The following is a 25,861-nucleotide window of genomic DNA, read 5'->3' on the forward strand; positions in this document are numbered from 1 at the left end:
CGCCCTTGCGAGGCCCGGAAGGGTCCCCGCGGGAGCGACGATCAGTTATTGGCCGCAGCCGTGGCAATGAATCTCTTGAAGTGCATCAGACCCGGCGGCGCCGCCGGGTCAGGGAGAAGCCGAACAGGCCGGTCAGGGCGGCCAGGATGCCGCCGCCGGCGGTCCAGAACCAGCGGCCGGAGAAGTCCGGCAGCCAGTCCAGGCTGAAGCCGCTCTTGTCGGTCTCGGCGCCCGCGGCGGCCGAGGCGGACGGCGCCGGGGTGGTCAGCACGGTGCCCGGCTGGTTGTTCGGCACCAGCGGCTTGGCCAGTTCGCCCTGGTCGGCGTCGAGATCGCCCTTCGCCGTGGTGAGACTGAGGCTGATTTTGAGGGGCAGGCCCAGGTCGGTCTCCGGCACCTGGGTGCTGGACAGCCGCACGTAGTACGTGCCCGGCAGCGGGTCGCCGTCCTGCGGCTCGGCCCACGAGCGCACCTGGCGGATCCGGCAGCCGAGGGTCACCTGGGCGGCGTCCTTCGCGGCGATCGGGCTCTGCTCGCCGGCGACACAGGCCTGCCGGCGGCGCAGCCCGTCGAAGACCTCGACGATCCACGACTCGTCGCCGGTCCGGCCCTTGGCGGGCAGGGTGACCGTGGCGGTGAGGTCCGGGCGCTGGCCGGCCTCCGCGGTGAACTGCCAGTACAGGTAGTCGCCGGTGACCCCGCCGACCTGGACCGCCTGATTCGCGGTGATCGGCACCGCGGTCAGGAACGAGGTGCCGGCGGTGTTCACCGCGGGCGCCGGGGACGGGTCGTCCGCGAACGCGGGGGCCGGGACGGCGGCGATGCCGAAGATCACGGCACCGGCGAGCGCGAGGTGCTTGATCCGCATCAGTTCTCCCTCCAGGTGGCCACCCAGTAGCGGGTGATCCAGCCGGCCAGCACGCCGGCGACCAGTCCGGCGATCGCCAGGACCAGCAGGAACAGGAAGCCGCGGCCCAGGCCGGGGGCGTCCGGGGTGTGCGAGGCGTCGACCAGGTCGATGCTCAGCTCGACCGGCATGCCGGTCGCGGTGTCCACCCGCGAGGAGAACGAGTTGCTGACCACCAGGCAGATCTCGGTGCTCCGGGTGTCGTCGCCGGCCTCGTCGGCGTTGTCCGCGTCCGCCGCCTCGGCCGAGGCCTTGGCGTCCGCCTTCTGCTCGTCGGCGGACCAGCGCAGGCCGGCCGACATCACGTCGGTCCGCCCGTCGCCGGCGTCCAGGCCGCGGACCAGCTCCCGGCCGTCCGCGGTGGCGGCCTTCAGCAGTACGCCGTAGTCCGGGTAGACCGCCCGGTCGATCGCGACGCTCACCGAGGCGCGCAGCTCCTGGTCCGGCGCCACGGCGACCCGGTAGAAGCGGTGCTCGCTGATCTTCTCCCGGTCGGTGTAGACGCCCGGGGCGAGCAGCGGCGCGTTCGCGCAGTCGGCGCTGCCGGTGACGGTGGCCGGCTGGACCGGCGGCGGCACCGCGGCCCGGTCGACGAGTTGCTGGACCCGCTCGGTCAGCTCGGCCTCGCTGTTCGCCGCGGCGTAGGTGCCGCCGGTCGCGGTCGAGATGCAGACCAGCTGCTTGCGGGTCTTCTCGTCGGGGGTCAGGCCGAGCGTGTCGATGACCAGGTGGGTGCCCTGGGCGGCGAGCTGCCGGGCGACCTGGCACGGGTCGGGCGGGGTGCAGGTGTCCTCGCCGTCGGTGATCAGCACGATCCGCCGGCTCGAACCGGTGTCGCCGAGGTCGGCGGCGGCCTCCTTGATCGCCAGGCCGATCGGCGTGTAGCCGGTCGGCTTGAGTGTGGCGATCGCGTTCTTGGCCTGGACCGCGTTGACCGGGCCGATCGGGACGATCTGCTGGGTGTCCTGGCAGGCGGTCTTCTTGTTCTTGCCGGAGTAGGTGGCGCCGAGGACGCGGATGCCGAGCTGGGTGGATGCCGGCAGCGCGTCGACGACCTTGCCGAAGGCGGTCTTGGCCACCGATATCCGGGTCGCGCCGTCGATGTCGGCGGCCGCCATCGAGCCGCTGACATCGAGGACCAGTTCAACCCGGGGTGGTTCGGCGGTCTCGGTTTCGTCGGCGTACGCCGGGGTGGCGCCGAGCAGGGCGGTGGCGCCGATCAATCCAGTCGCCACCACTATGGACAGACGTTTGTGGATCACGCGCCAAGATCATAAACATAGGCGGGGCTCCCGGCTCGATCGCCCCTTGTGGGGGCACATCGTGCCGGGTCGCTACGCGGCTCGGGCGGATTCGGCGCCCGGACCGCGTACCCCTTCCGGCCGCGGCGCTGGTAGCGCGTCCGTCAGCCGGCAGGCCCGGCGGTGGCGTCCTTCCCGCCACCGGGCCAGAGCCTTCTCGGCCTTGCGCCGCCTGTTCTGCGCGGCGTCGTGGGCCGGCGGTGAGTCAGGCGCGGCGGGCATAGGTCGTCACCTGGCGGCGGGCCAGATCCTCCAGGATCTCGGCGGTCGCCGAGGAGCCGAACCGGGTCACGCCGGCCGACGCCATCGCCAGCAGCGTGTCCAGACTGCGGATCCCGCCGGACGCCTTGACCTGCACCTTCGCCGACACGGCCGAGCGCATCAGGGCCAGGTCGTCGAGGGTCGCGCCGGTCGGGGCGAAGCCGGTCGACGTCTTCACGAAGGCCGCGCCGGCCCGCTCGGCGGCCCAGCAGGCCGCCAGCTTCTCCTCGTCGGTCAGGTACGCCGTCTCGAGGATCACCTTGACGTGCGCCTCGCCGGCCGCCCGGACGATCTCCTTGATCTCGGTCTCCACCGCGGCGATGTCACCCGACCGCAGCCAGCCGATATTGATCACCATGTCGATCTCGGCCGCGCCCCGGGCGACCGCCTGCTCGGTCTCGGCGACCTTGACCTCGGTGCTGGTGTCCCCGTGCGGGAAGCCGATCACGGTACCGACCTTGACGCCGGTGCCACGGAGCAGCTCGACGGCGAGGGGTACGTCGGACGGTCGCACGCAGACCGAGGCCACCTGGTACTTCGCGGCGACGGCACAACCCTGACGAACGTCCTCGATGGTGAACTGCGGCTGGAGGATGGAGTGGTCGATCATGCGGGCGATCTGCGGCACCGTGAAATCCATGACTTCAAAAGCTACCTGTCTAGACAACCGCCTGTCTAGACAGGTTGTGCCGCTCGGTAGTGTGTGCCCCATGTCCGCCGGACCAGACTTCGCGCCGCGCTACTTCCGTATCGAGCAGGAGCTCCGAACGCGGATCGCCAAGGCGCGGCCGCACGACCCGCTGCCTTCCGAGCCGGAGCTGGCCCGCGAGTTCGGGGTCAGCCGGATGACCGCCCGGGCCGCGGTCACCCAGTTGGTGAACGACGGGCTCGCCTACCGCGCGCCCGGCCGTGGCACGTTCGTCGCGGTGCCCACCGGCCCGCGCCGTGCCGACAACCTGATCCGGCTCAGCGAGGAGATCCGCAAGCAGGGCAAGGTGCCGTCGTCCCGGGTGGTCAGCGCCGAGCTGCGGCCGGCCACCGTGATCGAGGCGACCCGGCTGCGGCAGCGGGCCGGCGACGTGGTCGCGATCTACCGGGTCCGGCAGGCCGACGGCGACCCGTTCGCCTTCGAGCACGCCTGCTACCCGGGGGTGCTGAACGCGCTGCTCGACTTCGACCTGTCCGGCTCGGTGCACGAGGCGCTGGTCGCGCTCGGCCGGGTCCCGACCCGCGGCACCTCGACGATCAGCGCCCAGCAGGCCAACGAGGAGGACGCCAAGGAGCTCGGCGTCCCGGTCGGGACCGCGCTGCTGGTCGAGGAACGGCTGATCCTGGACCAGGAGGGCCGGCCGCTGGAATTGAGCGAGTCGCGCTACACCGGTACGAAATACCGGCTGGATGTAGCCTTTGGGGTGGAGCCACACCAGTAGTTTTCGTGACACCATTCCGGCGTGCGGATCGACCTTTTCGGCGGCTTCCGGGTCGTGCTCGGCAATACTCAGGTCCCTCCGGACTCCTGGTCCCGGCGGGCACCGGCGGTGCTGGTCAAGATGCTTGCGCTGGCCCCTGGCCACCGGCTCCGCCGCGAGCAGGTGATGGACGCGATCTGGCCGGATCTGGACCCGCCGGCCGCCGCCGCGAATCTGCGCAAGGCATTGCATTCCGCGCGCCGGATCCTCGGCGCCGAGACCATTGTTTCCGCGGGCGATCTGCTGTTCTTCCCGGCGGATGCGGTGGCGATCGACGTCCGTGACTACTGGTCGCTGGTGACCGCCGCGCGTCGTTCGCGGGACCTGGACCTCTACGCCGCGGCGATCGACACCTATCGCGGCGGGCTGCTCCCCGAGGATCTCTACGAGGACTGGGCAGCCGCGCCCCGCGACGAGCTGAAGGCCGATTGGCAGGTGCTGGTCGAGGAGTACGCCGGGCTGCTGGAGACCGGCGGTGACCTGAACGGCGCGGCCCGGGCCGTGCAGCGGCTGGTGACCGCGGACCCGCTGAACGAGGACGCGCACGCCTGGCTGATGCGCCTCTACGCGCTGGCCGGCCGCCGGGACGAGGCCCAGCGGCAGTACACCCGGCTCCGTGACCTGCTCGCCGACGAGCTCGGGGCGGAGCCGTCGGCCGAGACCCAGCGGCTGTACGAGGAGATCCGCGCCGAGCGGACCGCGGATCCGGCCCTGACCACCGATCTCTGGGAGCGCGTCGGCGACCTGCGCGTGCAGTCCGGCGACCCGGCCGCCGCGGTGAAGGCGTTCGGCCAGGTCCCGGCCGGTGACGGACGGGTGCACCGGAAGCTGGCCGGCGCCTGGCTGATGCTGCACCAGCCGGCCGAGGCCGAGCCGCACCTGGACCGGGCCGACCGGCTCGCCCCGGACGACGCCGAGCGGGGCCGGCTGTGCCGCCTGCGGGCCGAGCTGGCCTGGGAACGCGGCGACCTGCCGGCCGCCCGTCGGCTCGCCGAGCAGGCGCACGGGATCGCGCTCGCGCACGGCGACGCCGACGACGTGGCGGCGGCGCTGGAAGGGCTGGCGTTCGTCTCGCACATGCAGGGCGACTGGCGGCCCGGGCTGCAGCAGCAGATCGAGCGGCTGGCCGGCGCCGGGCTGGGCTCCCGGGTCGTCCGGTTCTGCGACTTCAACCACTGCCTGAGTCAGTACCAGTTGTACGGCGACGACTTCGCCGGCGACGTCGGCGACTACGCCCGGCAGACCCTCGCGGTCGCCGAGCGCGCCGACGCGGTGCCGGCGCAGGCGTTCGCGTGGTGCCTGCTCGGCGAGTCGCTGCTGCTGGAGGGCCGGTTCGACGAGGCCGCCGCGTGCCTCGAGCGCAGCTGCGAGCTGTACGAGCCGCTCGGCAGCCGCACGGTCGCGCTGCCCTGGCTGCGCCGCGCCGAGCTGGCCGCCTGCGTGGGCGACCACGCCGAGGTCACCGTCTTCCTCAAGCGGGCCACCGCGATCGCGACGGTCACCCCGATGGCCCGGCACGCGTGGGCCCGGCTGCACGCCACCGCGGCGTTCGCGGCCCTCGAACGCGGCGAGCCGGAGCTGGTGATCCGTTCGGTCCGGGCGGCGCAGGGCACGGCCGCCCGGTACGGCGACTGCCCGACCTGCAGCGCGCTGCTGAATCCGGTCGGCGCGCAGGCGTACGCCCTGGTCGGTGACGTGGCCGGGGCCCGGCTCCGGGCCGAGGCGGCGGAGCGTTTCGTCGGCTCGTTCCCCAGCGCGGCCTGGCGCGCGATGGCCGACGCGGCGGCCGGTTACGCGGGCGGCTCCCGGGAGCTGCTCGCCGCCGCAGCCGACGGTTTCGACCGGGCCGGGCACACGTTCTGGGCCGCCCGCACGCGAGGGAACGCTCAGGGAACGCTCGCTCCGTAACTTTCTCCCCAGCGGCCGGACCGGCCACGGAACAGGGAGAATGTTATGAGTCTGACCATCGGTGACGTCGCTCCGAACTTCGTCGCGGCCACCACGGACGGCGCGATCGAGTTCCACGACTGGATCGGGGACTCCTGGGCGGTGCTCTTCTCGCACCCGAAGGACTTCACCCCGATCTGCACCACCGAGCTGGGCTTCCTGGCCGCGATCAAGCCGGAGTTCGACCGCCGCGGCGTCAAGGTCATGGCGCTGTCGGTGGACCCGGTCGACCGGCACGCCCAGTGGGCCGCCGACATCGAGGAGACCCAGGGCACCGCGCCGAACTATCCGATGATCGGGGACGCCGACTTCGTGGTGTCCAAGGCCTACGGCATGCTCGGCGCCGATGTCAGCGGCGACGCCGCCGACCGCACGGCCGCCGACAACCAGACGGTACGCGGGGTGTTCGTGATCGGCCCGGACAAGAAGATCAAGCTGATCATGCTCTACCCGATGACCACCGGCCGGAACTTCGACGAGATCCTGCGGGTGATCGACTCGCTGCAGCTGACCGCGAAGCACAAGGTGGCGACCCCGGCCAACTGGCAGCTGGGCGGCGACGTCGTCATCGCCGGCTCGGTCGGCAACGACCAGGCCCGGGACATCTTCGGCAGCTGGAAAGAGCCCAAGCCGTACCTCCGCATCGTCGCGCAGCCGGCCTGATCCGCGATGCGCGTTCTGGTGCTGGGGGCCGGCTTCGGCGGCCTCGAACTGACCACCCGGCTCGCCGAGGAGCTGGGCGGCGAGGCCGAGATCACCCTGATCGACAAGGGCGACGGCTTCGTCTTCGGATTCTCCAAACTGGACGTCATGTTCGGCCGGGCGGTCGAGGGGGCGGTCCGGCACTCGTATGACGACCTGGTCAAACCCGGGGTGCGGTTCGTCCGGACGACGATCCGGGCGATCGACCCGGTGACCCGGTCGGTGACGACCGACGCGGGACGTTTCGAGGGTGACGTCCTGGTGGTCGCGCTCGGCGCCGACCTCGACCCGGCGGCGACCCCGGGCCTGGTCGAGGGCGGGCACGAGTTCTACACCGTGCCCGGCGCGTTCGCGCTCCGCGAGGTGCTGGACCGGTTCGAGGGCGGCCGGGTCGTGGTCGGGGTGACGTCGACCCCGTTCAAGTGCCCGCCCGCGCCGAGCGAGACCGCGCTGATGATGCACGACTTCCTGAGCGAGCGTGGGCTGCGGGACCGGTCGGAGATCGCGCTGGTCATGCCGCTGGGCACGCCGATCCCGCCGTCGCCGGCGGCCAGCCGGGCGCTGCTCGGGGCGTTCGCCGAGCGGGGCATCGACTGGCACCCGGAGCGATTGGTGACCCGGCTCGACCCGGAGCGGCGGGTCGCGGTCCTCGCCGACGGCGGCGAGTTGCCCTACGACCTGTTCCTCGGCGTGCCCGTGCACCGGGCGCCGGAGGTCGTGCGCGACTCCGGGATGTGCGAGGACGGCTGGATCCCGGTCGACTCGCTGACGCTCGAGACGAGGTTCCCGGACGTGTACGCGGTCGGCGACGTGACGAGCGTCGGCACCCCCAAGGCGGGGGTGTTCGCCGAGGGCCAGGCCGCGATCGTGGCGGAGCGCATCATCGCGCGATTCAAGAACAAGACCGGGATTGCGACGTACGGCGGCCGCGGCATCTGTTTCGTCGAGTTCGGCGCCGACCGGATCGGCCGGGTCGAGGTCACGTTCCTGCGCGGTCAGGCGCCGGTCGGCCGGTTCGACGAGGCCTCCACCGACTACCGGGCGGACAAGTCGGAGTTCGGCGCGAGCCGGGTGAAGCGCTGGTTCGGGCGATAAACGAGTTACGGCACGACGACGGGGTGGGTAGCCTCGTCGTCGTGCCGTATCAGCTCTACCTCTGAGCCCTCCCGAGCCCGCCCGCCGCGCGTGACCTGACCGCGCGACGGGTGGCTCGCCGCTGTCCACCAGCAGCCCTCTCGCTCAGAGGAAGAAAATCGGCATGCCTGCCACCGTTGTTCAGCTCGTCGCTGCCGGAATTCGCGCCGACCGGGCCCGTCTGTCCGGAATAGACCTCGCCGTCTCGCCCGGTTCCCGTTGGGGGATCGTCGGGGAGAACGGCCGCGGCAAGACCACCCTGTTGCGGATCCTGGCCGGGACGCTCGCCCCGGACGCCGGGACCGTGCGCCTCAACGGCACCCTCGGGGTCGCCGACCAGGAACTCTCCTTTGACCCCGGGGACACCGTGGGCACGCTCGTCGAGGCGGCGTTGTCCGAGTCCCGGGCCGCGCTGGCCGCCCTGGAGGCGGCCGCCCGGGACCTGCCCGGCGCGGCCGACGCCTACTCCCGGGCGCTGGACGCGGCCGAGCGGCTCGACGCCTGGGACGCCGACCGGCGCGTCGACCTCGCCCTGCAGCGGCTCGGCGCGGTCACCGACCGGGACCGGCCACTGGCCACGCTCTCGGTCGGGCAGCGCTACCGGATCCGGCTGGCCTGCCTGCTCGGCGGGGCGCACGACTTCCTGCTGATGGACGAGCCGACGAACCATCTCGACGCGGACGGCCTCGACTTCCTGACCGAGCAGTTGCGGTCACATCCCGGCGGCGTGGTGCTGGTCAGTCACGACCGGGCGCTGCTCGGCGACGTCGCCACCACGATTCTCGACCTGGATCCCACCATGGACGGGGAAGCCGCGACATACGGTGGCGGGTTCGCCGGATATCAGGCCGGGCGAAGTGCCGCGCTGGCCCGCTGGGAACAGTGCTACGAGGAGCAGGTCGCCAACCGGCAGCGGCTTTCCGGCGCGCTCTCCGAGGCGCGGAACCGGCTCGTGACCGGCTGGCGGCCGGACAAGGGCGTCGGCCGGCACAAGCGGGCGACCCGGGCGCCGGGACTCGTCCGGTCGGTCCACCGCCGGCGGGACGAGCTGCACCGGAACGCGGTCACGGCGCCGGTGCCACCGGCCCGGCTCCGGATGCCGGAGCTGCCGGAACGGCCCGGGGTCACGCTGCTCACCGCGGACCGGATCACTGTGCGGGGGCGGTTGCGGGCGCCGATCTCGCTGGCGCTGGAGTCCGGGTCACGGCTGGTGGTCACCGGTGCGAACGGGGCCGGCAAGTCGACGCTGCTCGCCGCGCTGGCGGGGCGGATCGGGGTGGACTCCGGTGCGGTCGGGTGGGCTGACGGCGTACGCGCAGGATTTTTGGAGCAGGAGTTCGGCGCGGTTTTTGATGGTGATCGGCCGCGCCGCGACCTGTCCACCGGGCAGCGGCGGCGTCTGGACCTCGCCGCGGTGCTGGCGGCGGAGCCGCACGTGCTGCTGCTGGACGAGCCGACCAACCACCTGTCGATCGCGCTGGTCGACGAGCTGACCGAGGCCTTGCTGCACACGCCGGCCGCGGTGGTCGTCGCGACCCACGACCGGCAGCTGCGTAAGGACCTCGGTGGCTGGCCCGAGCTGCATCTCGGCTAGAGCCAGGTCGTCGCCGGCCAGGCGGTGACGGCGGCGGCGACCAGCAGGGCGAGGTTGAGGCCGATCACCTTGACCTCGCCCCGTCTCACGTGTGTGACGATGCCGCCGATCTGGACCAGGACCAGGCCGATCGCGGCGGCCAGGGCCAGCCCCGGCGCGATCCCGGTGAGCGGCGGCAGGATCAGGCCGACCGCGCCGAGCACCTCGAGCGCGCCGATCACCCGGACCAGCGGCATCGGGATCTGATCGACCCAGCCCATCATCGGCCGCAGCTGGTCCTGGCTCCGGATGACCTTGATCCCGCCGCTGTAGAGGTAGAAGAGGGCGAGCAAACCGCCCAGGATCCAGTACGCGATCTCCATGCCGACCCCAATGGTTACCAGTAGTAAGTGACCACATGATGCGTCAGTATTGGGAGGCTTACAAAAGGCACACGCGTGTGCCTGACGAACAGGGGTCAGCGTGTCGGAGTACGAGCACACCTGCATGATCCGGGGCGACGGCGGCAAGACCCTGCGGGCCATCCTCGATCACATCTGCAACAAGTGGACGCTGCTGATCGTGGCCACCCTCGACCAGGGCACGCTGCGGTTCAGCGACCTGGCCCAGCAGATCCCGGGCATCTCGCAGCGCATGCTGACCCTGACGTTGCGGAACCTGGAGCGCGACGGCCTGGTCGACCGCGCGGTGTTCGCCGAGGTCCCGCCGCGGGTGGAGTACACCCTGACCGCCGTCGGCAAGAGCCTGATCCCACCCGCGCTGGCGCTGGCCGGCTGGGCGATCGAGCACGTCCCGCACATCGAGGCGAGCCGCGAGGCCTATCAGTCGCGGTAGGGCAGCTCGACGGTGAACGTGGCGCCGTGCCCCGGCTCGCTGGTCACGGCGACCGTGCCGCCGTGCGCCTCGGCGAGTTTGCGGACGATCGAGAGGCCGAGGCCACTGCCACCGGTCTGCCGGCTGCGGGACTTGTCGGCGCGCCAGAACCGCTCGAAGATCAGCTCCTGCTGCTCGGGCGGGATGCCGGGGCCGGTGTCCCGCACGTCGATGCGGAGCCGGCCTGCCGCCGTACCGGAAATGATGGTGATCTTTCCCCCGGCCGGGGTGTGCCGGATCGCGTTGGTGATCAGATTGCCGACCGCCTGGCGCAGCCGGATCGGATCGACCGTGACCACCGCCGGCTCGATCCTGGTGTGCAGCCGGAGGCCGGCCCGGTCGGCGGACGCCGCGAAGGCGTCGACCACGGTCGGCAGCAGCTCGGCGATCTCCACCGCCTGCGGGTGCAGGCGCAGCTCGCCGGCGTCCGCCGCGGAGAGGTCCTGCAGGTCGTCGATCACGTGCTGGAGCAGCAGCGCCTCCTCCAGCAGGGACACCATCAGTTCGCGGTCGAGCGGGACCACGCCGTCGGCGGCCGCCTCCAGCCAGCCGCGGATGTTGGTCACCGGCGTACGCATCTCGTGCGCGATGTCCCCGACCATCGCGTGCCGTAACTGCTCGACGTGCCGGCGGCGCTCGGCCATGTCGTTGAAGGCCGCCGCCAGCCGGCCGACCTCGTCGCGCCCGGTGACCCGGACCGAGGCGGTCGCGTCGCCGTCGCGCATCCGGCCGGCCGCCGCGGTCAGTGCCCGCAGCGGCCGGACCAGGCGCACCCCGACCAGCGCGGTCACGCCGATCGCGGCGAGCAGCACCAGCCCGGTGACCGCGCCGATCCGGATCTGGTTGGGCGTGGACAGGTCGAGCGCGGCCGGCGCCGACCGGCCCGGCGTGGTGACGAAGAGCAGCGCGGCCGGTGCGGTCCAGCTCGCGAGCTGCTCTCGCCGACCGGCGAACAGGCAGTCGGCGACCGGCTGGTTGCGGCGCTGCCCGTCGCGCGCCGACTCCGGATCGACCCAGGTCCACGTGTTGGCCAGGCCGACCTGGACGGCCGGGATCCGCTGCCGGGCCAGGCACGCGTTGACCAGCTTGTCGAGCTGCCCGAGGGCCTTCGTCTCGGTGGCCGTCGGCTCGGCCAGCTCGGTCCGCCCCTCCGCGCAGGTCCAGGTGTCGGCACTGAGGTCGGCGCCGGGCGTCTCGATCCGGGGCCGGCCGTTCGGCTCGTCGATGATCTCGGCGTTGCGGGGGATCGAGCGGCGCTGATCGTCGGCGGCCGGCGCCGGGGTGCTCTGCGGGTCACGTAGGCAGTTCCGCACGCGGGCGGCGACCGCGTGCAGCCGGGTGCGCTCGGCGGTGGTCAACCGGAACGGGCCGACCGCGCGCGGGTCGATCTGATTGTCGGTGTCGGTCGGATCGACCGTGGCGAGCGGCCGCTCGGGAAGCTCGCCGGAGCCCGAGTCGGTGATCGGCTCGCGGGCCTGGCCGGTCAGCGTCACCCGGTTGCCGGTGTCCCGCGCCAGCTTCGCGATCAGCGGGCCGACCTCGGACCAGTCCCGATGGGTCGCCGCGTAGCCGAGCAGCGTGTCGTAGACCTCGGCGTCGTCGGCGAGCGCCTGGCCCTGTTCCTGCTGGATGGCCCGGGTCGTGGTGCGGACCGCGAGCCAGGCGGTGGCCCCGATCGAGAGCAGGGAGACCACCGCGGACAGGACGAGCAGCCGGCGCAGCAGGCTGCCGCGCCTCCTGGTCTCAGGCATCGGCTTTGTCTCAGGCATCGGCGAGCTTGTAGCCGATGCCGTAGACCGTCACCAGCCGGGCCGGGCGGCGCGGATCCGACTCGATCTTGCGGCGCAGGTTCATCACGTGCACGTCGACGGTCCGGGCCGTGACGTACGAGTCGAACCCGTGCAGATGCCGCAGCAGCATCTCCCGGGTGAACACCCGCCCGGGCTCCGCCGCCATCGTCCGGAGCAGGTGGAACTCGCCCGGCGTGCAGGTCACCGGCCGGCCGTCGGCGCGGACCTCGTGGCGTACCGGGTCGACGTGCAGGTTGCCGACCCGCAGCACCGGATCCGGGGTCTTGGCCGACGGCCGGTTCCGGCGCAGCAGCGTGCGCACCCGGGCGGCCAGCTCCCGCGGGCTGTACGGCTTGGTCATGTAGTCGTCCGCGCCCAGGTCCAGCCCGAGCAGCAGATCGTCCTCGCCGGTCCGCGCGGTCAGCATCAGCACCGGCAGCTCCGAGTCGCGGCGCAGGATCCGGCACACGTCCAGGCCGTCGACCCGGGGCATCATCACGTCCAGCACCACCAGATCGGGCGGATTGTGGCGGATCTCCTCCAGCGCCGCCCGGCCGTCGCCGACCACGACCACGGCGTGCCCCTCGTGCTCGAGGTAGCGCCGCACGAGTTCGGCCTGCTTCGGGTCGTCCTCGGCGACCAGCACGTATGCGCACACGGCGGCGAGTCTAGGGCTTTCGATCAGGCCCAACCGGCCGGGAACGGGACCACTACCGGACAACAACAGGTTTCTGACAAGTCCTGGCGAGAGTCCTGGGCATGCCGAAGATCCTTTACCTGACCGCGGTCCTGTTGCTGGGCGCCTGCAGCTCCCCGGCGGCCTCCACCGGCGATGTCGCCACGCTCGCGAGCACCGCCCCGACCGTGGCCAAGTCCGAAAAATCGGACTCGCGGCCGCAGTTGCGGCTCGACACCAGCGACGCGGAGGCCGCGCAGTACTGGACCGCCTACGACGACTGCCTGGTCGCCAACGGGGTCAAGGCCAACCCGGTGGACCAGCCCGGGCCGGCCGGTCCCGGACGCCGGCTCGACCAGAGCGGCGAGCCCAAGTCCGCCTATGTCGCCTGCGCCGGCAAGCTCCCCAAGCAGCCGCCGGAGCTCGACGAGGACATCAACCCGAACTACGCCGCCCAGTGGAACGACAACGTCAAATGCCTGCGCGCGCACGGCCTGAAGGTGCACGTCACCGAGCCCGGCTCGTGGACCTACGACTCCTCGGACGTGGTCATCCCGCCCAACGAGACCCAGCTCGAGCACGACTGCCTGCTCGAGGCGTTCGACCATGGCAATTAAGGCGGCGCTCGCCATCGCCGCGGTCGCGCTGGTCGCGGCGGGCGCGACGTTCGCGGTGCGCGGTCGCCGTCCGGCGCCGCCGGCTCCGCTCGCCGATCCCACCACCAACACCATTGAGGTACGGAAAATGGACCTGACCGACGAGCGGACCGTCGCCGGGACCCTCGGCTTCGGCCCGGCGCGCGTCGTCAAGGGCACCGGCGCCGGCGTGCTCACGAAACTGCCCGCGGTCGGCACGAAGACCAGGCGCGGCAAGGAGCTGTACCGGGTCAACGACCAGCCGGTCGTCGTCCTCTACGGGGGCACGCCGCTCTTCCGCCCGATCGACAAAGCCGGCCTGACCGGCAGCGACGTCCTGGAAGTACGGCACAACCTGACCGCGCTCGGCTACCCGGCGCGGGCCACGCACCCCGAGGTCTCGGACGCCGGGCTGCTCGCCGCGCTCAAACGCTGGCGGAAAGAGCACGATCTTCCGGGGCCCACGCTCGGCCCCGGGCAGGCCGTGATCCTGTCCGGCCCGAGCCGGGTCAGCGAGCTGTCCGCGCAGGTCGGCGACCCGGTCGAGGGGCCGCTGCTGTCGACCACGGCGACCGAGGCGGCGGTGTCGGTGCCGATGAGCCCGGCCGACGCCGCCACCGTCCACACCGGAGCCAAGGTGACCGTGGTCGCCCCGTCCGGCACCGAGTCCGCGGCCAGGATCACGGCGGTGGCGCGGGCGGTGACCGATGGCGACGCCGGTGCCAAGGTCACGGTCACCATCACTCCGGACAAACCGATTTCGGCGTACGACGCGGCCGCCGTTCAGGTGCGGATCACCACGCTCGCCCGTAAGGGCGTTCTGGCGGTTCCGGTGGGCGCGTTGGTCGCGCTGGCCGAGGGCGGATATGCGCTGCAGCGTCCGGACGGTTCCCTGGTGGCCGCCGAGACGGGCGTCTTCGCCGGCGGAATGGTCCAGGTCAGCGGCCCCGGAGTAACCGCAGGCCTCCCGGTGGTGACCACCCCATGAACCCACTCCTGTGCGCCTCGCAGGACTCCGCGTCCACGCCTGTTTCGGCGGTCTTGTCGATTCGGGACGTCACGCGGGTCTATCCGGGTGGCGTCACGGCCCTGGACCGCGTCTCGCTGGAGCTGGCCCGGGGTGAGCTGGCGGCGATCGTGGGGCCGTCCGGGTCCGGGAAGTCGACCCTGCTGCACATCATGGGCACGCTCGACCTGCCGACCAGCGGTTACGTGGCGATCGAAGGGCAGGACGTCACCGCGCTCTCCGACCGTCGGCTCGCCGAGCTGCGCGGGCGGCGGATCGGGTTCGTCTTCCAGCAGTTCCACCTGATCGACGGGATCAGCGCCGTGGAGAACGTGGCGACCGGCCTGCTGCACGCCGGGGTACCGGTCCGCCGGCGCCGGGCACTCGCCGAGGAGGCCCTCGACCGGGTCGGGCTGAGCCACCGCCGGGAGCACCGGCCGGACCAGCTCTCCGGCGGCGAGAAACAGCGGGTGGCGATCGCCCGGGCGGTGGTCAACGCACCCGCGCTGATCCTCGCCGACGAGCCGACCGGCGCCCTCGACTCGGTCAACGGCGAGGCCGTGCTGGACGTGCTGACCAGGCTCAATACGGAAGGGGCGACGATCGCGGTGATCACCCACGATCGGGAGATCGCGGCGCGGCTGCCCCGGCGGATCACCATCCGGGACGGGCGGATCGACGCTGCCCAACCCGGGGATGCGCGGATCGACGCTGCCCAACCCGGGGATGCGCGGATCGGTGCGGCACAGCTCGGGGATGGGCGGATCGATGCTTCCCGGTGACGTGTTCCGGCTCGGGGTGGTAGGTCTGCGGACCCGGAAACTACGGGCCGCGCTCTCCGCTGTGGGCATCGCGATCGGCATCGCGACGATGCTCGTGGTGACCGGGATCCCGGCGTCCAGCCGGCAGGCGGTGGCGGACCGGCTCGCCGCGCTCGGCACGAACCTGCTGCGGGTCCAGCCGGAGAGCGCGGGCGACCAGCCGGCGCCGCTGCCGGCCGAGTCGGTGGCGATGGCCGCGCGGATCGGCCCGGTCACCGGGGTCAGCGCGGTCGCCAACGTGCACGCCGTGGTCCGCCGGTCCGACCTGGTCGACCCGTTCGACGGATCCGGCCTGACCGTGCTGGCCAGCCGGACCGACCTGCTCGCCGCGGTGAACGGGCGGATGCGATCCGGCGGGTTCCTGACGACGGCGACATCGCGCTTCCCGGCCGTCGTACTGGGCGCCACCGCGGCGACCCGGCTCGGCCTGCTCGAGATCCGGCCGGACCGGCCCGCGCCGCAGGTCAGCATCGGCAACCGCTGGTTCACGGTGACCGGCATCCTGTCGCCGGTGCCGCTGGCGCCCGACCTCGACCAGTCGGTGCTGGTCGGCTGGGAGGTGGCCGCCCGGTTGCTCGGCTTCGACGGCCATCCGACGGTCATCTACGTCCGCTGCCGGGAGTCGGCGATCGAGCAGGTCCGCGCGGTGCTGCCGACCACGGTCAGCCCACAGTTGCCCGGCCTGGTCCGGGTCTCCCGCCCGTCCGACGCCCTGGCCGCCAAACGAGCCGCCGACAGCGCCTTCGGCGCCCTGCTGCTCGGCCTGGCCGGCGTATCACTCCTGGTCGGCGGCGTAGGCGTCGCCAACACCATGGTCATCTCAGTCCTCGAACGCCGCCGCGAGATCGGCCTGCGCCGCGCCCTGGGCGCCCCCCGCTCCCACATCCGCCTCCAGTTCCTGGCCGAATCGGTGATCCTGTCCGCCCTGGGCGGCACCACAGGCACCACGATCGGCACAGCCAGCACCATCGCCTACGCGACTTGGCAGCGCTGGCCTCCGGTAATCCCACCCACCGCCATCGCCGCGGGCCTGTGCGGCTCCCTACTGGTCGGAGCAATAGCCGGCGTCTACCCAGCCATGCGAGCCGCCCGCCTAACCCCAACCTCAGCCCTCGCCGCCTAACCCCAAGCAGCCACGCCGCCCACGCCACGCCGCCCACGCCACGCCGCCCACGCCACGCCGCCCACGCCCCGGCGGCTCCGCCCACGCCCGGCGGCCTGGCGCCCCCGGCCCAGCCGGCCCCAGCGGCCCGGTCTCGCCGCAGCAGCTCGGCGCCGGCCCAGCGGTCCGCCGGCGCCCCCAACGCCCATCAGCGGCAGCCGGTCCAGCCGGCCCGGCGGCCCAGCCGGGCCGCCGCGGACTCGGCGCGCCCAACGGCCCAGCTGCGCCCCAGCGAGTGGCCCGGCCGGGCCACCCAGCGCGTTGCGACCCGGCCGGGCCGCCCAAACGGGCAGCGGCTCAGCTGCGTCCCAGCGCGCATTGGCCCGGCCGCGCACCCCGGACTCTGGCCGCGCGTCCCGGTGGCTCTGGGGCGCTGTCGGGGCCGCTGCGGCGGGCTTGAAGGGCCGGTCCGGGCTTGTGCTGGGCCGGTCGGCGTTTCAGGCCGCGTGTTACTAGCCTTGCGCGACTGCTTGCCTTGCGACCGCTTGCCTTGCGACTGCTTGCCTTGCGCGGCTGCTTGCCTCGCCTCGCGCGGCTGCTTGCTTTGCGTGGGTTACTTGCAGTGCCAGAGGACGGGCTGGATCGCTGTGCTGGCGTCGTTGGACTGGCCGCCGATGGTTTGGCCGTTGTCGCTGATGGTATTGGCGATGTCGGCCAAGCCGTCCTGCGGGTTCGGCGGGGCCAGGCCCGGGAGCGGGACCAGGGTGTTGCCGGCCAGGAGTGTGGCGCCGCCCTGCTTGCTGATGCCGGTCAGCCAGCCCTGGGCGTTCAGCGCGTCGGCGCTCTTGTCGAGCTGGTCGATGAGCTCGGACTTGCCGGTGCGCAGGTTCCACCGGACGGCGTGGACCTCGCCCTGCGCCCGCTTCAAACCGGCCGCCTTGCCGGAGCCGGCCTCGTTGACCACGCCGGTCACCCAGTCGCCGCGGATGTGGAACAGGCGGCCCTCGACCTGCTTGCCGCCGCCCAGGTCGGGCAGGTCCAGCGCGTGGTGGGAGCCGTCCGGCAGCCACACGTAGGGCACCTTGTTGTCGAGCGTGCCGATCACGGTGCCGTCCTCGGCGATGTCCACCGCTGTCCCGGTCTGGCTGCCCTCGGGCATCGGCAGGCGGCGCGGGGTCGCGGTCTTCGACGTCCAGAGCAGCGGGTAGGCGCCGTCATCTCCGACGATCGCGCCCTTGTTGTTGATCGCGGCGGTCGCCGCGCTCCCGGTGCCGGGGAGCTTGGTGACCTTGCCGTCGCTGTACACATAGGGCATCGAGGTGCCTTCCCCGATGAGGCTCCAGCCGACCGCGGTGCCGGTCGAGTTGACGTCGGTCAGCGACTCCTCGAGATCTCCGGGGAGCGGCACCTCCACGCTGACCCCGTCGTGCCACATGATCGCCTGGTATCCGCCGGCTTTCGGGTAGGACCGGCCGACGAAATACTTCCCCGTGGGGTCGCCGCTGGCGACCAGCGCCTGCAGGGCGCCATGCGGCACCGGCAGGGCCTCGATCGTGCAGCTCGTCGGGGCCTTCACCGCCGGGGCCGCCTTGGTCGCCGCTGTTTTGGACGCGGCCGGCTGGGTCGGTGTCGTGGCGCGCGACGTGTCGAACAGCAGGCCGCCGGCGACGACGGCGGTGACGGTCAGGGTGGCGGCTCCGGCGTAACCGGCGGTGCGGATCGCCCGTTTGCGGCGCGCGGTGGCGATCGCCAGCTGGATGTCCACGGACGAGGGGGAGCGGGGCTCGGTGTCGAGCGGTCGCAGCAGATCGAAGTCGGATGGCATGTCGGCTCCTCAGATCGTGGTGGCGAGCTCGGGCTCACCGAGCAGGCGTCGGAGGGTGGCGAGGCCGCGGGAGGTCTGGCTCTTGACCGTGCCGGCGGAACAGCCGAGCGCCGTCGCGACCTCGTCGACCGGCAGGTCGTAGAAGAACCGGAGCACGAGCACGGCCTGCTGCCGGCGCGGCAGGCGGGCCAGGGCCGCCCGGACGACCTGGCGATCCTCGGCGCCGCCGGACTCGACCGGTGGTGGCTCGGGTGCCTGCCAGAACAGCCGGACCCGCGCCCAGGCCAGGCGTTTCTCGTCGACGAACGTGCGGACCAGCATCGTGCGCACGTAGGCGTCCAGGTGCTGGGCGGCGCTTGCCCGCCGCCACTTCAGGAACAGCGTGGTGATCGTTTGCTGCACCAGGTCGTCGGCACGGTGCTCGTCACCGGCGAGGAGGAACGCCATCCGTCTCAGCGCGGGTAATCGCGCTGAGACGTACTCCGTGTACTCCTTCTCCGAGCCATCCAGCATCGCGCTGCCCTTCCGTTGATTCATCACCCCTCAGACGGGCCCGGCGAGGCGTCCGGTTGTCATGCCATCCCGAGCAGTTTCGCCGATTTCTCGACACAGAGGACGGTCGGTCGCGGTGCGCGGATCGCGACGGTCCTGAGTGGAGTGGCGTGTTGCCCGGGGGGCCGACCGGAGGGTCGACCGGGTGTGGCGGAAGGCGGAACAACCGGGTGTCGGGGCGGTGGGGCGCTTGTGCGCTGGTGGGGCGGGGTTTGGGCACCGCAACCACCCGCGGACGTCGCCCTGGAGGGCCTCGCGTTCTGGGCGCGCCAGCGCCCTGCGAGGCCCGGAAGGGTCCCCGCGGGAGCGACGATCAGTTATTGGCCGCAGCCGAGGCAATAAAGAATTTGATCTTTTAGGCGCTGACCGCGGGCAAGATCTTCGCGGTGATCTCGCGGAGCTGATCGATCTCGGTCGGTGACAGTTGGTCGAAGATCAGGCGGCGGACCTCGGCGACGTGTCCGGGCGCGGCCGACTCCAGGACCGAATGGCCGGTGTCGGTGAGGCTGGCGATCTGGCCGCGTTTGTCGAAGGCACAGGCCTTCCGGCAGATCCAGCCGCGCTGTTCCAGGCTGGCGACGGCGTGCGACAGGCGGCTCGTGGTGGTGCCGACGCGACGGGCAAGATCGGTCATGCGCATCGAGCGGCCCGGTTCGGAGCTGAGCGTCGCGAGGATCTGGTAGTAGGCGTGCGGGATGCCGGCGTCGTCGCGCAGCTGCCGGTCGAGCGCGCTGGGCACCAACATCAACAGCTGGGTGAGATTGAGCCAGGCGGCCATCTCCGGGCTGCTGAGCCAGCGGGTGTCGGTCACCACGGCATCCTGGGTCATGTCGTTTGCATCCCCATGACGTGGGCGTTGATATCGCGCACCGTGTCACCGAGGTCGGCGACCTCGATCACCTCGACGCCGCGGCCGAGCAGCGTCTCGACGCCGGTGCAGTCGGCGAAGTGCAGCGGCTCGCGCAGCGCCAGCACCACCCGGCGGATGCCGGAGGCGAGGATCAGCTCGGTGCACGAAATCGGACGCGACTTGCGGGTCGTGCACGGCTCGAGCGACGTGTAGAGGGTCGCGCCGAGCAGGTCGAAGCCGCGCCCGGCGAGCTTGGCGAGCGCCTCCTCCTCGGCGTGGAAGTGCGGGTCGGTCTCGCCGGTGTAGCCGGTCGCCATCGGGTTGCCGGCCGGGCCGACGATCACCGCGCCGACCGCGTAGTGGGTCGGGGACGGCGGGGAGAGCCGGGAGAGGTCGATGGCGGACCGTGTCCAGAAGCGGTCAGCCTCGGTGATCATCGTCATGCGGCACCGGTCAGGTCGAGGGTGTGTGCGGTGTGATCGCGCTTGGCAGCAAGGTACCGGGCGTTTGCTGCGGACAGGTGCACGCCGGTCCGAATCTGTTCAGTCACCTCGACACCGAGGTCACCGAGTTGCCCGGCCTTGTCCGGGTTGTTGCTGAGCAGCCGGATCCGGTCGACGCCGAGCGCGTGCAGCATCTGGGCGGCAGGGGTGTAGTCCCGCTCGTCCTCGGCGTGGCCCAGGGCGAGGTTCGCCTCGTAGGTGTCCAGGCCGGTGTCCTGCAGCGCGTAGGCGTCCAGCTTCGCGTAGAGGCCGATGCCCCGGCCCTCCTGGCGCAGGTAGAGCAGCACGCCGCCGGTCTCGGTGATGCGCTCGGCGGCCTCGCGCAGCTGCGGGCCGCAGTCGCAGCGCTGGCTGCCGAAGACGTCGCCGGTGAGGCACTCGCTGTGTGGTCGGACCAGCGGGTTCGTCGCGTTCTGCCAATCACCCAGGCCGAGCGCCAGGTGCTCACGGCCGTCGGCGAGGCCGATGAAGGTGAACACCTCGGCGGTGGTGCGGTAGCCGTCCGGGAATTCCAGCGGGACCGTCACCCGGGTGCGGATCCGAGCCGCCGGAGGCCTCACCTGTGCCGCTGCCTGTCCGATCGTCATCGTCATCGCAACCCCCATGGTTGTTGAAGTTTCACCAACACTATTCGCCGGTTGCTCTTGAAACTTCAACAAGCAGGGGAGTGGGTTACATCACGAGGGATTCTCTCAACTCGGATTACTCGGCCGATGGGTCGTTCGGGACCGGCTCCGCCGTACGGCGAAATGGGCCAACCGTGCCGGGGGATTCCGCAAGCGAACTCTATCCCTGATGGTGGGGTTGTCACCGTAGGTGACCATCGGGTCGACACCGTGGAACCCGGAGAGGCACTTCATGATCAACCGCTCGCTCTCCCGGGTCCTCGCGCTGGCCGCGCTCCTGATCGTCACGCTGGCCGCGGTCGTCGCCGCCGGGCCGCCGACCTCCGCCGCGACCCGCCCGCCACGGGTCTTCCGCAATCTTGCGTACGGCCCCGAGCAGCCCGCCGGCACCCACGGTCACCTGATCGACCTCTACCTGCCCGCGCAGCCGGCCACGACGGCGGCGTACCCGTTGCTGATCGTGATGGGCGGCAGCGGCTGGCTCGCCGACGACGGCAAGGGCTACGCACCGGCGCTCGTCCCCTATTTCACCGCGCACGGCTTCGTGGTGGCCGGCGTCTCCACCCGCTCCAGCCTTCAGGCGAAGTTCCCGGCCCAGATGCAGGACGTGCAGGCCGCGATCCGATGGCTGGGCGTCAACGCCGGCCGCTTCGAGTTCGACCCGCGGCGGATGGCCGTGCTCGGCGACTCGTCCGGCGGCTGGACCGCGCTGATGGCCGGCTTCACCGGGACCGGCGTGCGCGCGGTTGTCGACCTCTACGCCCCGATCGACTTCCTCCGGATGGACCCGGACATGCGGCCCGGCGCGTGCGCGTCGTTCAACCGCGCGTTCCACCTCGCGGAGTGTCACGCGGACGTGGCCTCACCGGAGTCGTCGCTGCTCGGCTGTCCGATTCTGACCTGCCCGGATCGGGTCGCCGAGGCCAATCCGATCTTTCGGATCACGCCGTACGCGCCGCCGGTGCTGATCATCCACGGCACCGAGGACGGGCTGGTGCCGCTGTCGCAGAGCACGCAGCTCTTCGACGCGCTGGCCGCGGCCTCGGTGCCGACCACGTTCTACACCGTTCCCGGCGTGGGCCACAGCCGGGACATCGTGTCACCGCGGAAAGACCGGGCGTCGGTCCGGCATGCGGGGACGCCGCTGATGCCGGACCAGACCCATCCGACGTACGGGATGATCGAGGCTTTTCTTCGTGCCGCTTTCGTCTCGTCTTCTGTGTCGTCTTTTGTGTCGCTCAGCGGAACGGGGCCGGACCCGATCCGGTCAGCACTTCCCCGTTGACCCGGGCGGTGCCGGACTTCCCGTTGTCGATCCGGATCGTCACGGTCTTGTCCTCGAGCCGCTCGTCCTCGAGCAGGCAGGTGCCGACCCAGCCGCCGTCCTCGGTGGTCCAGAGTTCGACGGCGGCGCGGAAGCTGCCGAGCTCGTCACTGCTGATCTCGGCGGGGCCGGTGTAGGAGTCACTCATGCCCGCCAACTTTAGGGGGCGGGCGGTGCGCTCGGGTACCGCCGTACAGCCGCGGGTTTGACCTGCTGTTTTTCTCCGGCTGCCGTTGTCTGGAACTGTTTCGCGGCCTACGATCTGCCCCGATGATCTTGGGGTCGCTTGACCGGTCATCCCGTTTTCGGTGGCTGGGAGAGTGGACGATGAACAACGCCTACGCGTGGGGCATGGCCCTGACGGTCGTCGCGCAATCACTGCTTTCCGACTACGGCTGGATTCCGTTTCTCGTTCTGGTCGCGGCGTATATCGGGTTCGCTGTTGCCGACACGCGGGCGGTTCGGGCCGCGGGCTACCGCGCGTCGTTGATGCTGGCGCTCATGCTGGGCATCGTCTACCTGTGGATGCGGCCGAAGAAGACCGGCCAGGGGTACGTCATTCCGATCGTGGCGACGGTTGGCAGTCTGGGTGCGATCGCTCTCAAGGCGTTGTGAAGTTCGGCGATTCCGCGGTCGCCTCGCGCTCGGCCCGCTCGCTACGGCGGACCATCAGTGTCGTCTCCACCACGAAGGTGACGATCGTCAGCGCGCTCGCGACGATCAGGCTGAGCAGCCCGACCGCGATGATCGCCGTGCCCGGGTCCTCCGGGCAGGAACCATCGGAGCACGAGGGCTGCGGCGTCATCGTGAGCAGCTCGAACACTCCCAGCAGGAGCACGGCGAGGGCCGCGGGCGGGGTGAGCCCGGCAAACCACAGCCGGGCCCGGCGGCTTGCCCACCACAGGCCCGTCCAGGCCAGGACGAGCAGCGCCGGGAGCTCCCAGTACCGCCACGGCAGGTCGAAGAAGAACGTCACGCCCGGCTACCACCTCTCGGTATGCGATGTTCGGCGGCAACGCGACAGCTAAGCGCGGAGGAGGTGGGTCAGATCGGCGGCGAGTCCGGTCATCTGCTCCCCGGCCTCCAGCACGAACACCGCCCTGGCCGACCAGGCGGTGTCGTCCCAGTCAGGGCCGGGCGCCCGCAGCGTCACGCCGAGCGACACATGGCCACGCCCGTCGTGCCGTGCGTCGAGGGTCAGCTCGCGCTCCATCGACTCCCAGGTCCGGGTGCCATCCCAACCCTGCCAGGCAGCCGCAAGGCCTGCCACGAAGCCGGACAACGTCGTCGATATGCCGGCGTAGGCCCCATCGATCTTGGCGATGGTCGTCGCCGTCAGGCCGGCTTCGTGCAGCTCCGTCTCGGCCGTGTAGACGTAGCCGTCCCCGTAGGGATCTTGCGGCGGGTGGACGACCCAGCGGGCACCGTCGGCCGCGCCCAAGACGAAAGGTTCCCTCATGGCGAGGGAGTATTGCCGATTGCTGCTCAGTGGCGCTTCCGGAGCTCCGCCGGCACGTCCCCGACCGGGACGACTCGTGCGTCGCTCTGGTGATCGGGTGTTGCCCGGCCGATCGTCGCCCGCCCTCCGTGCGGCAGGGCGACGATGTACTCCCAGGAGCCGTACTGGACCCGCGCCAACCCGGCGATTCCGCCGGTGTCCAACGCGGCCGCCACTGCGGCGCGTCCATCAACGATCTGATCCAGCCGGGCGTAGAACTTGGCCATCTGGGCGGCCGGGCCGCTGATCCACAGCCGGACATCGGCGCCGACGAGGAGAGCTGCGAGCAGTTCCTCGTGGAGCGGGCCTTCCTCAGCCTCCAGGACCTGATCATGGAGACGCTCCTGAACAGAGGGCAGCGTCGGGGCCGCTTCGCACTGCTGCCGGCAGGCTGGGCAAGCTTTGGCGTTTTCCGGGTGGAAGAGGGTTCGGTAGGCCACGACGCGGTGGTCAGGGAGCCCGCACAGGGTTCCGTCTCCGCGGTATGCGTGCTGCTTTTCAGGGGTGGCCTCGTCGACCGCCAGGCCGAATAGGGCGGGTTCGCGGGCCGTGTCAAATGACCAGTCGCTGCCATCTGAGGAAGTCACCCCGAAAAGACTACGGAAACGCTGCCAGGATCCATTGCACGCATTTTGCGCGAGGCGGCTCTTGGAGGCTCGTGTCCGCGCAGGTCAACGGACGTTTCTGGTGATCGATAGAGTGCCCCCGGCAGGAATCGAACCTGCGACCTGCGGTTTAGGAATGAGTTAGTCCAGAGTGGGGCGTTAGACCCCTTACCTGCGACTACGCGGGTCCGACCCGCCAGCGGAAGCCGTTCCGTTGCATCTCCTCTGCACACGGTGGAGGTTAGCGACCCGGCACGCACCGACCCAGCACTGTTCCACGGAACCGAGGGATTATGAGATCGAAAACCGCAGTCGATCTACTGGCATAAACGTCCACCAAGCTGCGAAAAAGCTTGTCATGATCTGACAGCGTTCCACTGCCTTTGCGGACCTCATGCGGACTGATTGCGGATTCTTCGATCTTGGTTGCGCCCTGCTCGCGCACCGCCCGCCCCGCAGCCCGCCGGCACTGACCGCCAGTGCCGGCATTCGGTAACCCGCGGCACCACCGCGCCCACCCTATTCGGTGGCAAGCCGCGAAGCGGCGCGGCAGTGGTTTGCCCCCTATGCAACCAGCAAACCTGTCGCACGGCGCCGCTAAACTTGGGCGCGTGATCACTGAGGATGAAATCCTTTTAGATCGGTCCCGCCTCGGCACCGCTGACTTCGGCTTCACCAAGAGCCTGGAGTTCGGCCTCACGGAGAGCCTGAAGCTCGGCCTCGCCGGCACCCTTACCGCCGCTGACTTCGGCTTCACCAAGAGCCTGGAGTTCGGCCTCACGGAGAGCCTGAAGCTCGGCCTCGCCGGCACCCTTACCGCCGCTGACTTCGGCTTCACCAAGAGCCTGGAGTTCGGCCTCACGGAGAGCCTGAAGCTCGGCCTCGCCGGCACCCTTACCGCCGCTGACTTCGGCTTCACCAAGAGCCTGGAGTTCGGCCTCACGGAGAGCCTGAAGCTCGGCCTCGCCGGCACCCTTACCGCCGCTGACTTCGGCTTCACCAAGAGCCTGGAGTTCGGCCTCACGGAGAGCCTGAAGCTCGGCCTCGCCGGCACCCTTACCGCCGCTGACTTCGGCTTCACCAAGAGCCTGGAGTTCGGCCTCACGGAGAGCCTGAAGCTCGGCCTCGCCGGCACCCTTACCGCCGCTGACTTCGGCTTCACCAAGAGCCTGGAGTTCGGCCTCACGGAGAGCCTGAAGCTCGGCCTCGCCGGCACCCTTACCGCCGCTGACTTCGGCTTCACCAAGAGCCTGGAGTTCGGCCTCACGGAGAGCCTGAAGCTCGGCCTCGCCGGCACCCTTACCGCCGCTGACTTCGGCTTCACCAAGGACCTGGAGTTCGGCCTCACCGACACCCTCATCGCCGGCGTTTTCCCAACCAGCATCGACCGACTCGTTGCTCAAGTCGACCTAGTCTTGAGCAACCCATTTGAGGGTGTCCCGCAACAGCTCCAAGATCCCGGCCTCCTCGCGATCTGGCGAGAGACTGCCTCCCAGATTCACGACTGGGCTGCTCAGCCGCGGGTGAAGGTTCTTGGATCTATAGGCATGTGGGTCGTGCTGTCCGTGTGGTGGATGAACTTAAAGGTCTACCGGCCCGACGTAGCCGACTTGCTAGAGATCCCATTCAGTTTCCTGGTTGCACTGGTCCAGGCGCTCATTTTTCTGGACGTAACCAGAAAGCGACGCTGAGACGTCGCCACCTAGGTCAGAGGACCTCGCCAAGCTCGCGTTGACCGGATGCGCCGGCCGATGCCGGCCGAAGGCCGCCAGCAGGCCGAGCGCAGCGCGCCGCGCTCGCGCGGCGCCTTGATCCAAAAAAGGCGAATTCGGCAATGACTTGCAAAACTCATGCCGCGAA

The 25,861-nt window shown here is 70.9% G+C and carries 28 protein-coding genes; 13 read left to right on the plus strand and 15 right to left on the minus strand.

The window, feature by feature from the left end; translation table 11 throughout:
• Positions 1-85: 85 nt before the first annotated feature.
• The 3 genes from L3i22_RS02320 to deoC all read right to left on the minus strand — a co-directional run bounded on the left by L3i22_RS02320 (position 86) and on the right by deoC (position 3,109).
• Positions 86-868: a peptidase gene (locus tag L3i22_RS02320; protein ID WP_221325358.1), complete on the minus strand. Its 783-nt coding sequence runs from the start codon at positions 866-868 to the stop codon at positions 86-88.
• A complete protein-coding gene (locus L3i22_RS02325; protein ID WP_221325359.1) occupies positions 868-2,169 on the minus strand; it encodes a VWA domain-containing protein in 1,302 nt (433 codons plus the stop codon). The genes L3i22_RS02320 and L3i22_RS02325 overlap by 1 nt, the downstream gene beginning before the upstream one ends.
• A gap of 244 nt (positions 2,170-2,413) precedes the next feature.
• On the minus strand, positions 2,414-3,109 hold the full coding sequence (deoC, locus tag L3i22_RS02330; RefSeq protein WP_221325360.1) for a deoxyribose-phosphate aldolase: 696 nt from the start codon (positions 3,107-3,109) through the stop codon (positions 2,414-2,416).
• A 70-nt stretch (positions 3,110-3,179) separates the two neighbouring features.
• Between deoC and L3i22_RS02335 the strand changes: the two genes are divergently transcribed.
• From L3i22_RS02335 to L3i22_RS02355, 5 genes are all read left to right on the plus strand, one after another.
• Positions 3,180-3,899, plus strand: coding sequence for a GntR family transcriptional regulator (locus tag L3i22_RS02335; RefSeq protein WP_221325361.1), 720 nt, complete (start codon positions 3,180-3,182; stop codon positions 3,897-3,899).
• A gap of 21 nt (positions 3,900-3,920) precedes the next feature.
• Positions 3,921-5,846: a BTAD domain-containing putative transcriptional regulator gene (locus L3i22_RS02340; RefSeq protein ID WP_221325362.1), complete on the plus strand. Its 1,926-nt coding sequence runs from the start codon at positions 3,921-3,923 to the stop codon at positions 5,844-5,846.
• A 45-nt stretch (positions 5,847-5,891) separates the two neighbouring features.
• Positions 5,892-6,548 carry a peroxiredoxin gene (locus L3i22_RS02345; RefSeq protein ID WP_221325363.1) on the plus strand — a complete coding sequence of 219 codons (657 nt, stop codon included), beginning with the start codon at positions 5,892-5,894 and terminating at the stop codon, positions 6,546-6,548.
• 6 nt (positions 6,549-6,554) lie between these two features.
• The gene (locus L3i22_RS02350; protein WP_221325364.1) at positions 6,555-7,682 is read left to right on the plus strand and encodes an NAD(P)/FAD-dependent oxidoreductase; all 1,128 of its coding nucleotides are present in this window, start codon (positions 6,555-6,557) and stop codon (positions 7,680-7,682) included.
• A 163-nt stretch (positions 7,683-7,845) separates the two neighbouring features.
• Positions 7,846-9,315 (plus strand): ABC-F family ATP-binding cassette domain-containing protein, encoded by a 1,470-nt coding sequence (locus tag L3i22_RS02355; protein ID WP_221325365.1) that lies wholly within the window; start codon positions 7,846-7,848, stop codon positions 9,313-9,315.
• Here L3i22_RS02355 and L3i22_RS02360 read toward each other — a convergent pair.
• A complete protein-coding gene (locus L3i22_RS02360) occupies positions 9,312-9,677 on the minus strand; it encodes a DoxX family protein (protein WP_221325366.1) in 366 nt (121 codons plus the stop codon). The two genes, L3i22_RS02355 and L3i22_RS02360, sit on opposite strands and share 4 nt — an antisense overlap.
• Positions 9,678-9,777: 100 nt before the next feature.
• Here L3i22_RS02360 and L3i22_RS02365 point away from each other — a divergent pair, with 100 nt between their 5' ends.
• Positions 9,778-10,149, plus strand: coding sequence for a helix-turn-helix domain-containing protein (locus tag L3i22_RS02365; protein WP_221325367.1), 372 nt, complete (start codon positions 9,778-9,780; stop codon positions 10,147-10,149).
• Here L3i22_RS02365 and L3i22_RS02370 read toward each other — a convergent pair.
• Together L3i22_RS02370 and L3i22_RS02375 are read right to left on the minus strand one after the other, a co-directional pair.
• Entirely contained in the window at positions 10,137-11,939 is a 1,803-nt protein-coding gene (locus tag L3i22_RS02370) for a cell wall metabolism sensor histidine kinase WalK (protein WP_221325368.1), read from the minus strand. The two genes, L3i22_RS02365 and L3i22_RS02370, sit on opposite strands and share 13 nt — an antisense overlap.
• Before the next feature lie 10 nt (positions 11,940-11,949).
• Positions 11,950-12,636 (minus strand): response regulator transcription factor, encoded by a 687-nt coding sequence (locus L3i22_RS02375; protein ID WP_221325369.1) that lies wholly within the window; start codon positions 12,634-12,636, stop codon positions 11,950-11,952.
• Positions 12,637-12,737: 101 nt separating this feature from the next.
• On the opposite strand from L3i22_RS02375, the gene L3i22_RS02380 reads away from it, so the two are divergent.
• From L3i22_RS02380 to L3i22_RS02395, 4 genes are read left to right on the plus strand one after another with little or no spacing between them, the layout of a single operon-like run.
• Positions 12,738-13,271, plus strand: a complete 534-nt coding sequence (locus tag L3i22_RS02380; protein WP_221325370.1) for a hypothetical protein — start codon at positions 12,738-12,740, stop codon at positions 13,269-13,271.
• The gene (locus L3i22_RS02385; RefSeq protein WP_221325371.1) at positions 13,261-14,277 is read left to right on the plus strand and encodes an HlyD family secretion protein; all 1,017 of its coding nucleotides are present in this window, start codon (positions 13,261-13,263) and stop codon (positions 14,275-14,277) included. Before L3i22_RS02380 ends, L3i22_RS02385 begins: the two co-directional genes overlap by 11 nt.
• Positions 14,274-15,077, plus strand: a complete 804-nt coding sequence (locus tag L3i22_RS02390) for an ABC transporter ATP-binding protein (RefSeq protein WP_221325372.1) — start codon at positions 14,274-14,276, stop codon at positions 15,075-15,077. The genes L3i22_RS02385 and L3i22_RS02390 overlap by 4 nt, the downstream gene beginning before the upstream one ends.
• Positions 15,064-16,239 (plus strand): ABC transporter permease, encoded by a 1,176-nt coding sequence (locus L3i22_RS02395; protein WP_255657897.1) that lies wholly within the window; start codon positions 15,064-15,066, stop codon positions 16,237-16,239. The genes L3i22_RS02390 and L3i22_RS02395 overlap by 14 nt, the downstream gene beginning before the upstream one ends.
• 592 nt (positions 16,240-16,831) lie before the next feature.
• On the opposite strand, the gene L3i22_RS02400 is transcribed toward L3i22_RS02395, so the two are convergent.
• The 5 genes from L3i22_RS02400 to ribA form a co-directional block, all read right to left on the minus strand.
• On the minus strand, positions 16,832-18,043 hold the full coding sequence (locus L3i22_RS02400; RefSeq protein WP_221325374.1) for a hypothetical protein: 1,212 nt from the start codon (positions 18,041-18,043) through the stop codon (positions 16,832-16,834).
• 9 nt (positions 18,044-18,052) lie between these two features.
• Positions 18,053-18,556 (minus strand): SigE family RNA polymerase sigma factor, encoded by a 504-nt coding sequence (locus tag L3i22_RS02405; protein WP_221325375.1) that lies wholly within the window; start codon positions 18,554-18,556, stop codon positions 18,053-18,055.
• Between the two features lie 394 nt (positions 18,557-18,950).
• Positions 18,951-19,424 carry a MarR family winged helix-turn-helix transcriptional regulator gene (locus tag L3i22_RS02410; RefSeq protein ID WP_221325376.1) on the minus strand — a complete coding sequence of 158 codons (474 nt, stop codon included), beginning with the start codon at positions 19,422-19,424 and terminating at the stop codon, positions 18,951-18,953.
• Positions 19,421-19,888 (minus strand): dCMP deaminase, encoded by a 468-nt coding sequence (locus L3i22_RS02415; RefSeq protein ID WP_221325377.1) that lies wholly within the window; start codon positions 19,886-19,888, stop codon positions 19,421-19,423. Before L3i22_RS02415 ends, L3i22_RS02410 begins: the two co-directional genes overlap by 4 nt.
• Positions 19,885-20,541, minus strand: a complete 657-nt coding sequence (gene ribA, locus L3i22_RS02420; RefSeq protein WP_221325378.1) for a GTP cyclohydrolase II — start codon at positions 20,539-20,541, stop codon at positions 19,885-19,887. Before ribA ends, L3i22_RS02415 begins: the two co-directional genes overlap by 4 nt.
• A gap of 265 nt (positions 20,542-20,806) precedes the next feature.
• On the opposite strand from ribA, the gene L3i22_RS02425 reads away from it, so the two are divergent.
• Positions 20,807-21,859: an alpha/beta hydrolase gene (locus L3i22_RS02425; protein WP_221325379.1), complete on the plus strand. Its 1,053-nt coding sequence runs from the start codon at positions 20,807-20,809 to the stop codon at positions 21,857-21,859.
• On the opposite strand, the gene L3i22_RS02430 is transcribed toward L3i22_RS02425, so the two are convergent.
• Entirely contained in the window at positions 21,813-22,046 is a 234-nt protein-coding gene (locus L3i22_RS02430) for a hypothetical protein (RefSeq protein WP_221325380.1), read from the minus strand. The genes L3i22_RS02425 and L3i22_RS02430 overlap by 47 nt on opposite strands.
• 179 nt (positions 22,047-22,225) lie before the next feature.
• Between L3i22_RS02430 and L3i22_RS02435 the strand changes: the two genes are divergently transcribed.
• Entirely contained in the window at positions 22,226-22,513 is a 288-nt protein-coding gene (locus L3i22_RS02435) for a hypothetical protein (protein ID WP_221325381.1), read from the plus strand.
• Here L3i22_RS02435 and L3i22_RS02440 read toward each other — a convergent pair.
• The 3 genes from L3i22_RS02440 to L3i22_RS02450 are packed head-to-tail and all read right to left on the minus strand — an operon-like array spanning position 22,500 to position 23,983.
• Positions 22,500-22,874: a hypothetical protein gene (locus tag L3i22_RS02440; protein WP_221325382.1), complete on the minus strand. Its 375-nt coding sequence runs from the start codon at positions 22,872-22,874 to the stop codon at positions 22,500-22,502. The two genes, L3i22_RS02435 and L3i22_RS02440, sit on opposite strands and share 14 nt — an antisense overlap.
• 48 nt (positions 22,875-22,922) lie before the next feature.
• A complete protein-coding gene (locus L3i22_RS02445; protein WP_221325383.1) occupies positions 22,923-23,357 on the minus strand; it encodes a DUF6228 family protein in 435 nt (144 codons plus the stop codon).
• Positions 23,358-23,383: 26 nt separating this feature from the next.
• Positions 23,384-23,983 carry a DUF5364 domain-containing protein gene (locus L3i22_RS02450; protein ID WP_221325384.1) on the minus strand — a complete coding sequence of 200 codons (600 nt, stop codon included), beginning with the start codon at positions 23,981-23,983 and terminating at the stop codon, positions 23,384-23,386.
• Positions 23,984-24,612: 629 nt separating this feature from the next.
• On the opposite strand from L3i22_RS02450, the gene L3i22_RS02455 reads away from it, so the two are divergent.
• Positions 24,613-25,692: a hypothetical protein gene (locus tag L3i22_RS02455; protein ID WP_221325385.1), complete on the plus strand. Its 1,080-nt coding sequence runs from the start codon at positions 24,613-24,615 to the stop codon at positions 25,690-25,692.
• The last annotated feature ends 169 nt before the right edge of the window (positions 25,693-25,861 follow it).

Source organism: Actinoplanes sp. L3-i22 (assembly GCF_019704555.1).
Taxonomy (GTDB): domain Bacteria; phylum Actinomycetota; class Actinomycetes; order Mycobacteriales; family Micromonosporaceae; genus Actinoplanes.

Excerpts from the sequence above, each read along its gene's own strand:
- L3i22_RS02390 (WP_221325372.1), top strand. The coding sequence starts at position 14,274 with ATGAACCCACTCCTGTGCGCCTCGCAGGACTCCGCGTCCACGCCTGTT.
- L3i22_RS02415 (WP_221325377.1), bottom strand. The coding sequence starts at position 19,888 with ATGACGATGATCACCGAGGCTGACCGCTTCTGGACACGGTCCGCCATC.
- L3i22_RS02385 (WP_221325371.1), top strand. The coding sequence starts at position 13,261 with ATGGCAATTAAGGCGGCGCTCGCCATCGCCGCGGTCGCGCTGGTCGCG.
- L3i22_RS02345 (WP_221325363.1), top strand. The coding sequence starts at position 5,892 with ATGAGTCTGACCATCGGTGACGTCGCTCCGAACTTCGTCGCGGCCACC.
- L3i22_RS02380 (WP_221325370.1), top strand. The coding sequence starts at position 12,738 with ATGCCGAAGATCCTTTACCTGACCGCGGTCCTGTTGCTGGGCGCCTGC.
- L3i22_RS02335 (WP_221325361.1), top strand. The coding sequence starts at position 3,180 with ATGTCCGCCGGACCAGACTTCGCGCCGCGCTACTTCCGTATCGAGCAG.
- L3i22_RS02360 (WP_221325366.1), bottom strand. The coding sequence starts at position 9,677 with ATGGAGATCGCGTACTGGATCCTGGGCGGTTTGCTCGCCCTCTTCTAC.
- L3i22_RS02395 (WP_255657897.1), top strand. The coding sequence starts at position 15,064 with ATGCTTCCCGGTGACGTGTTCCGGCTCGGGGTGGTAGGTCTGCGGACC.
- ribA (WP_221325378.1), bottom strand. The coding sequence starts at position 20,541 with ATGACGATGACGATCGGACAGGCAGCGGCACAGGTGAGGCCTCCGGCG.
- L3i22_RS02410 (WP_221325376.1), bottom strand. The coding sequence starts at position 19,424 with ATGACCCAGGATGCCGTGGTGACCGACACCCGCTGGCTCAGCAGCCCG.
- L3i22_RS02370 (WP_221325368.1), bottom strand. The coding sequence starts at position 11,939 with ATGCCTGAGACCAGGAGGCGCGGCAGCCTGCTGCGCCGGCTGCTCGTC.
- L3i22_RS02445 (WP_221325383.1), bottom strand. The coding sequence starts at position 23,357 with ATGAGGGAACCTTTCGTCTTGGGCGCGGCCGACGGTGCCCGCTGGGTC.
- L3i22_RS02430 (WP_221325380.1), bottom strand. The coding sequence starts at position 22,046 with ATGAGTGACTCCTACACCGGCCCCGCCGAGATCAGCAGTGACGAGCTC.
- L3i22_RS02435 (WP_221325381.1), top strand. The coding sequence starts at position 22,226 with ATGAACAACGCCTACGCGTGGGGCATGGCCCTGACGGTCGTCGCGCAA.
- deoC (WP_221325360.1), bottom strand. The coding sequence starts at position 3,109 with ATGGATTTCACGGTGCCGCAGATCGCCCGCATGATCGACCACTCCATC.
- L3i22_RS02355 (WP_221325365.1), top strand. The coding sequence starts at position 7,846 with ATGCCTGCCACCGTTGTTCAGCTCGTCGCTGCCGGAATTCGCGCCGAC.
- L3i22_RS02350 (WP_221325364.1), top strand. The coding sequence starts at position 6,555 with ATGCGCGTTCTGGTGCTGGGGGCCGGCTTCGGCGGCCTCGAACTGACC.
- L3i22_RS02320 (WP_221325358.1), bottom strand. The coding sequence starts at position 868 with ATGCGGATCAAGCACCTCGCGCTCGCCGGTGCCGTGATCTTCGGCATC.
- L3i22_RS02405 (WP_221325375.1), bottom strand. The coding sequence starts at position 18,556 with ATGCTGGATGGCTCGGAGAAGGAGTACACGGAGTACGTCTCAGCGCGA.
- L3i22_RS02425 (WP_221325379.1), top strand. The coding sequence starts at position 20,807 with ATGATCAACCGCTCGCTCTCCCGGGTCCTCGCGCTGGCCGCGCTCCTG.
- L3i22_RS02400 (WP_221325374.1), bottom strand. The coding sequence starts at position 18,043 with ATGCCATCCGACTTCGATCTGCTGCGACCGCTCGACACCGAGCCCCGC.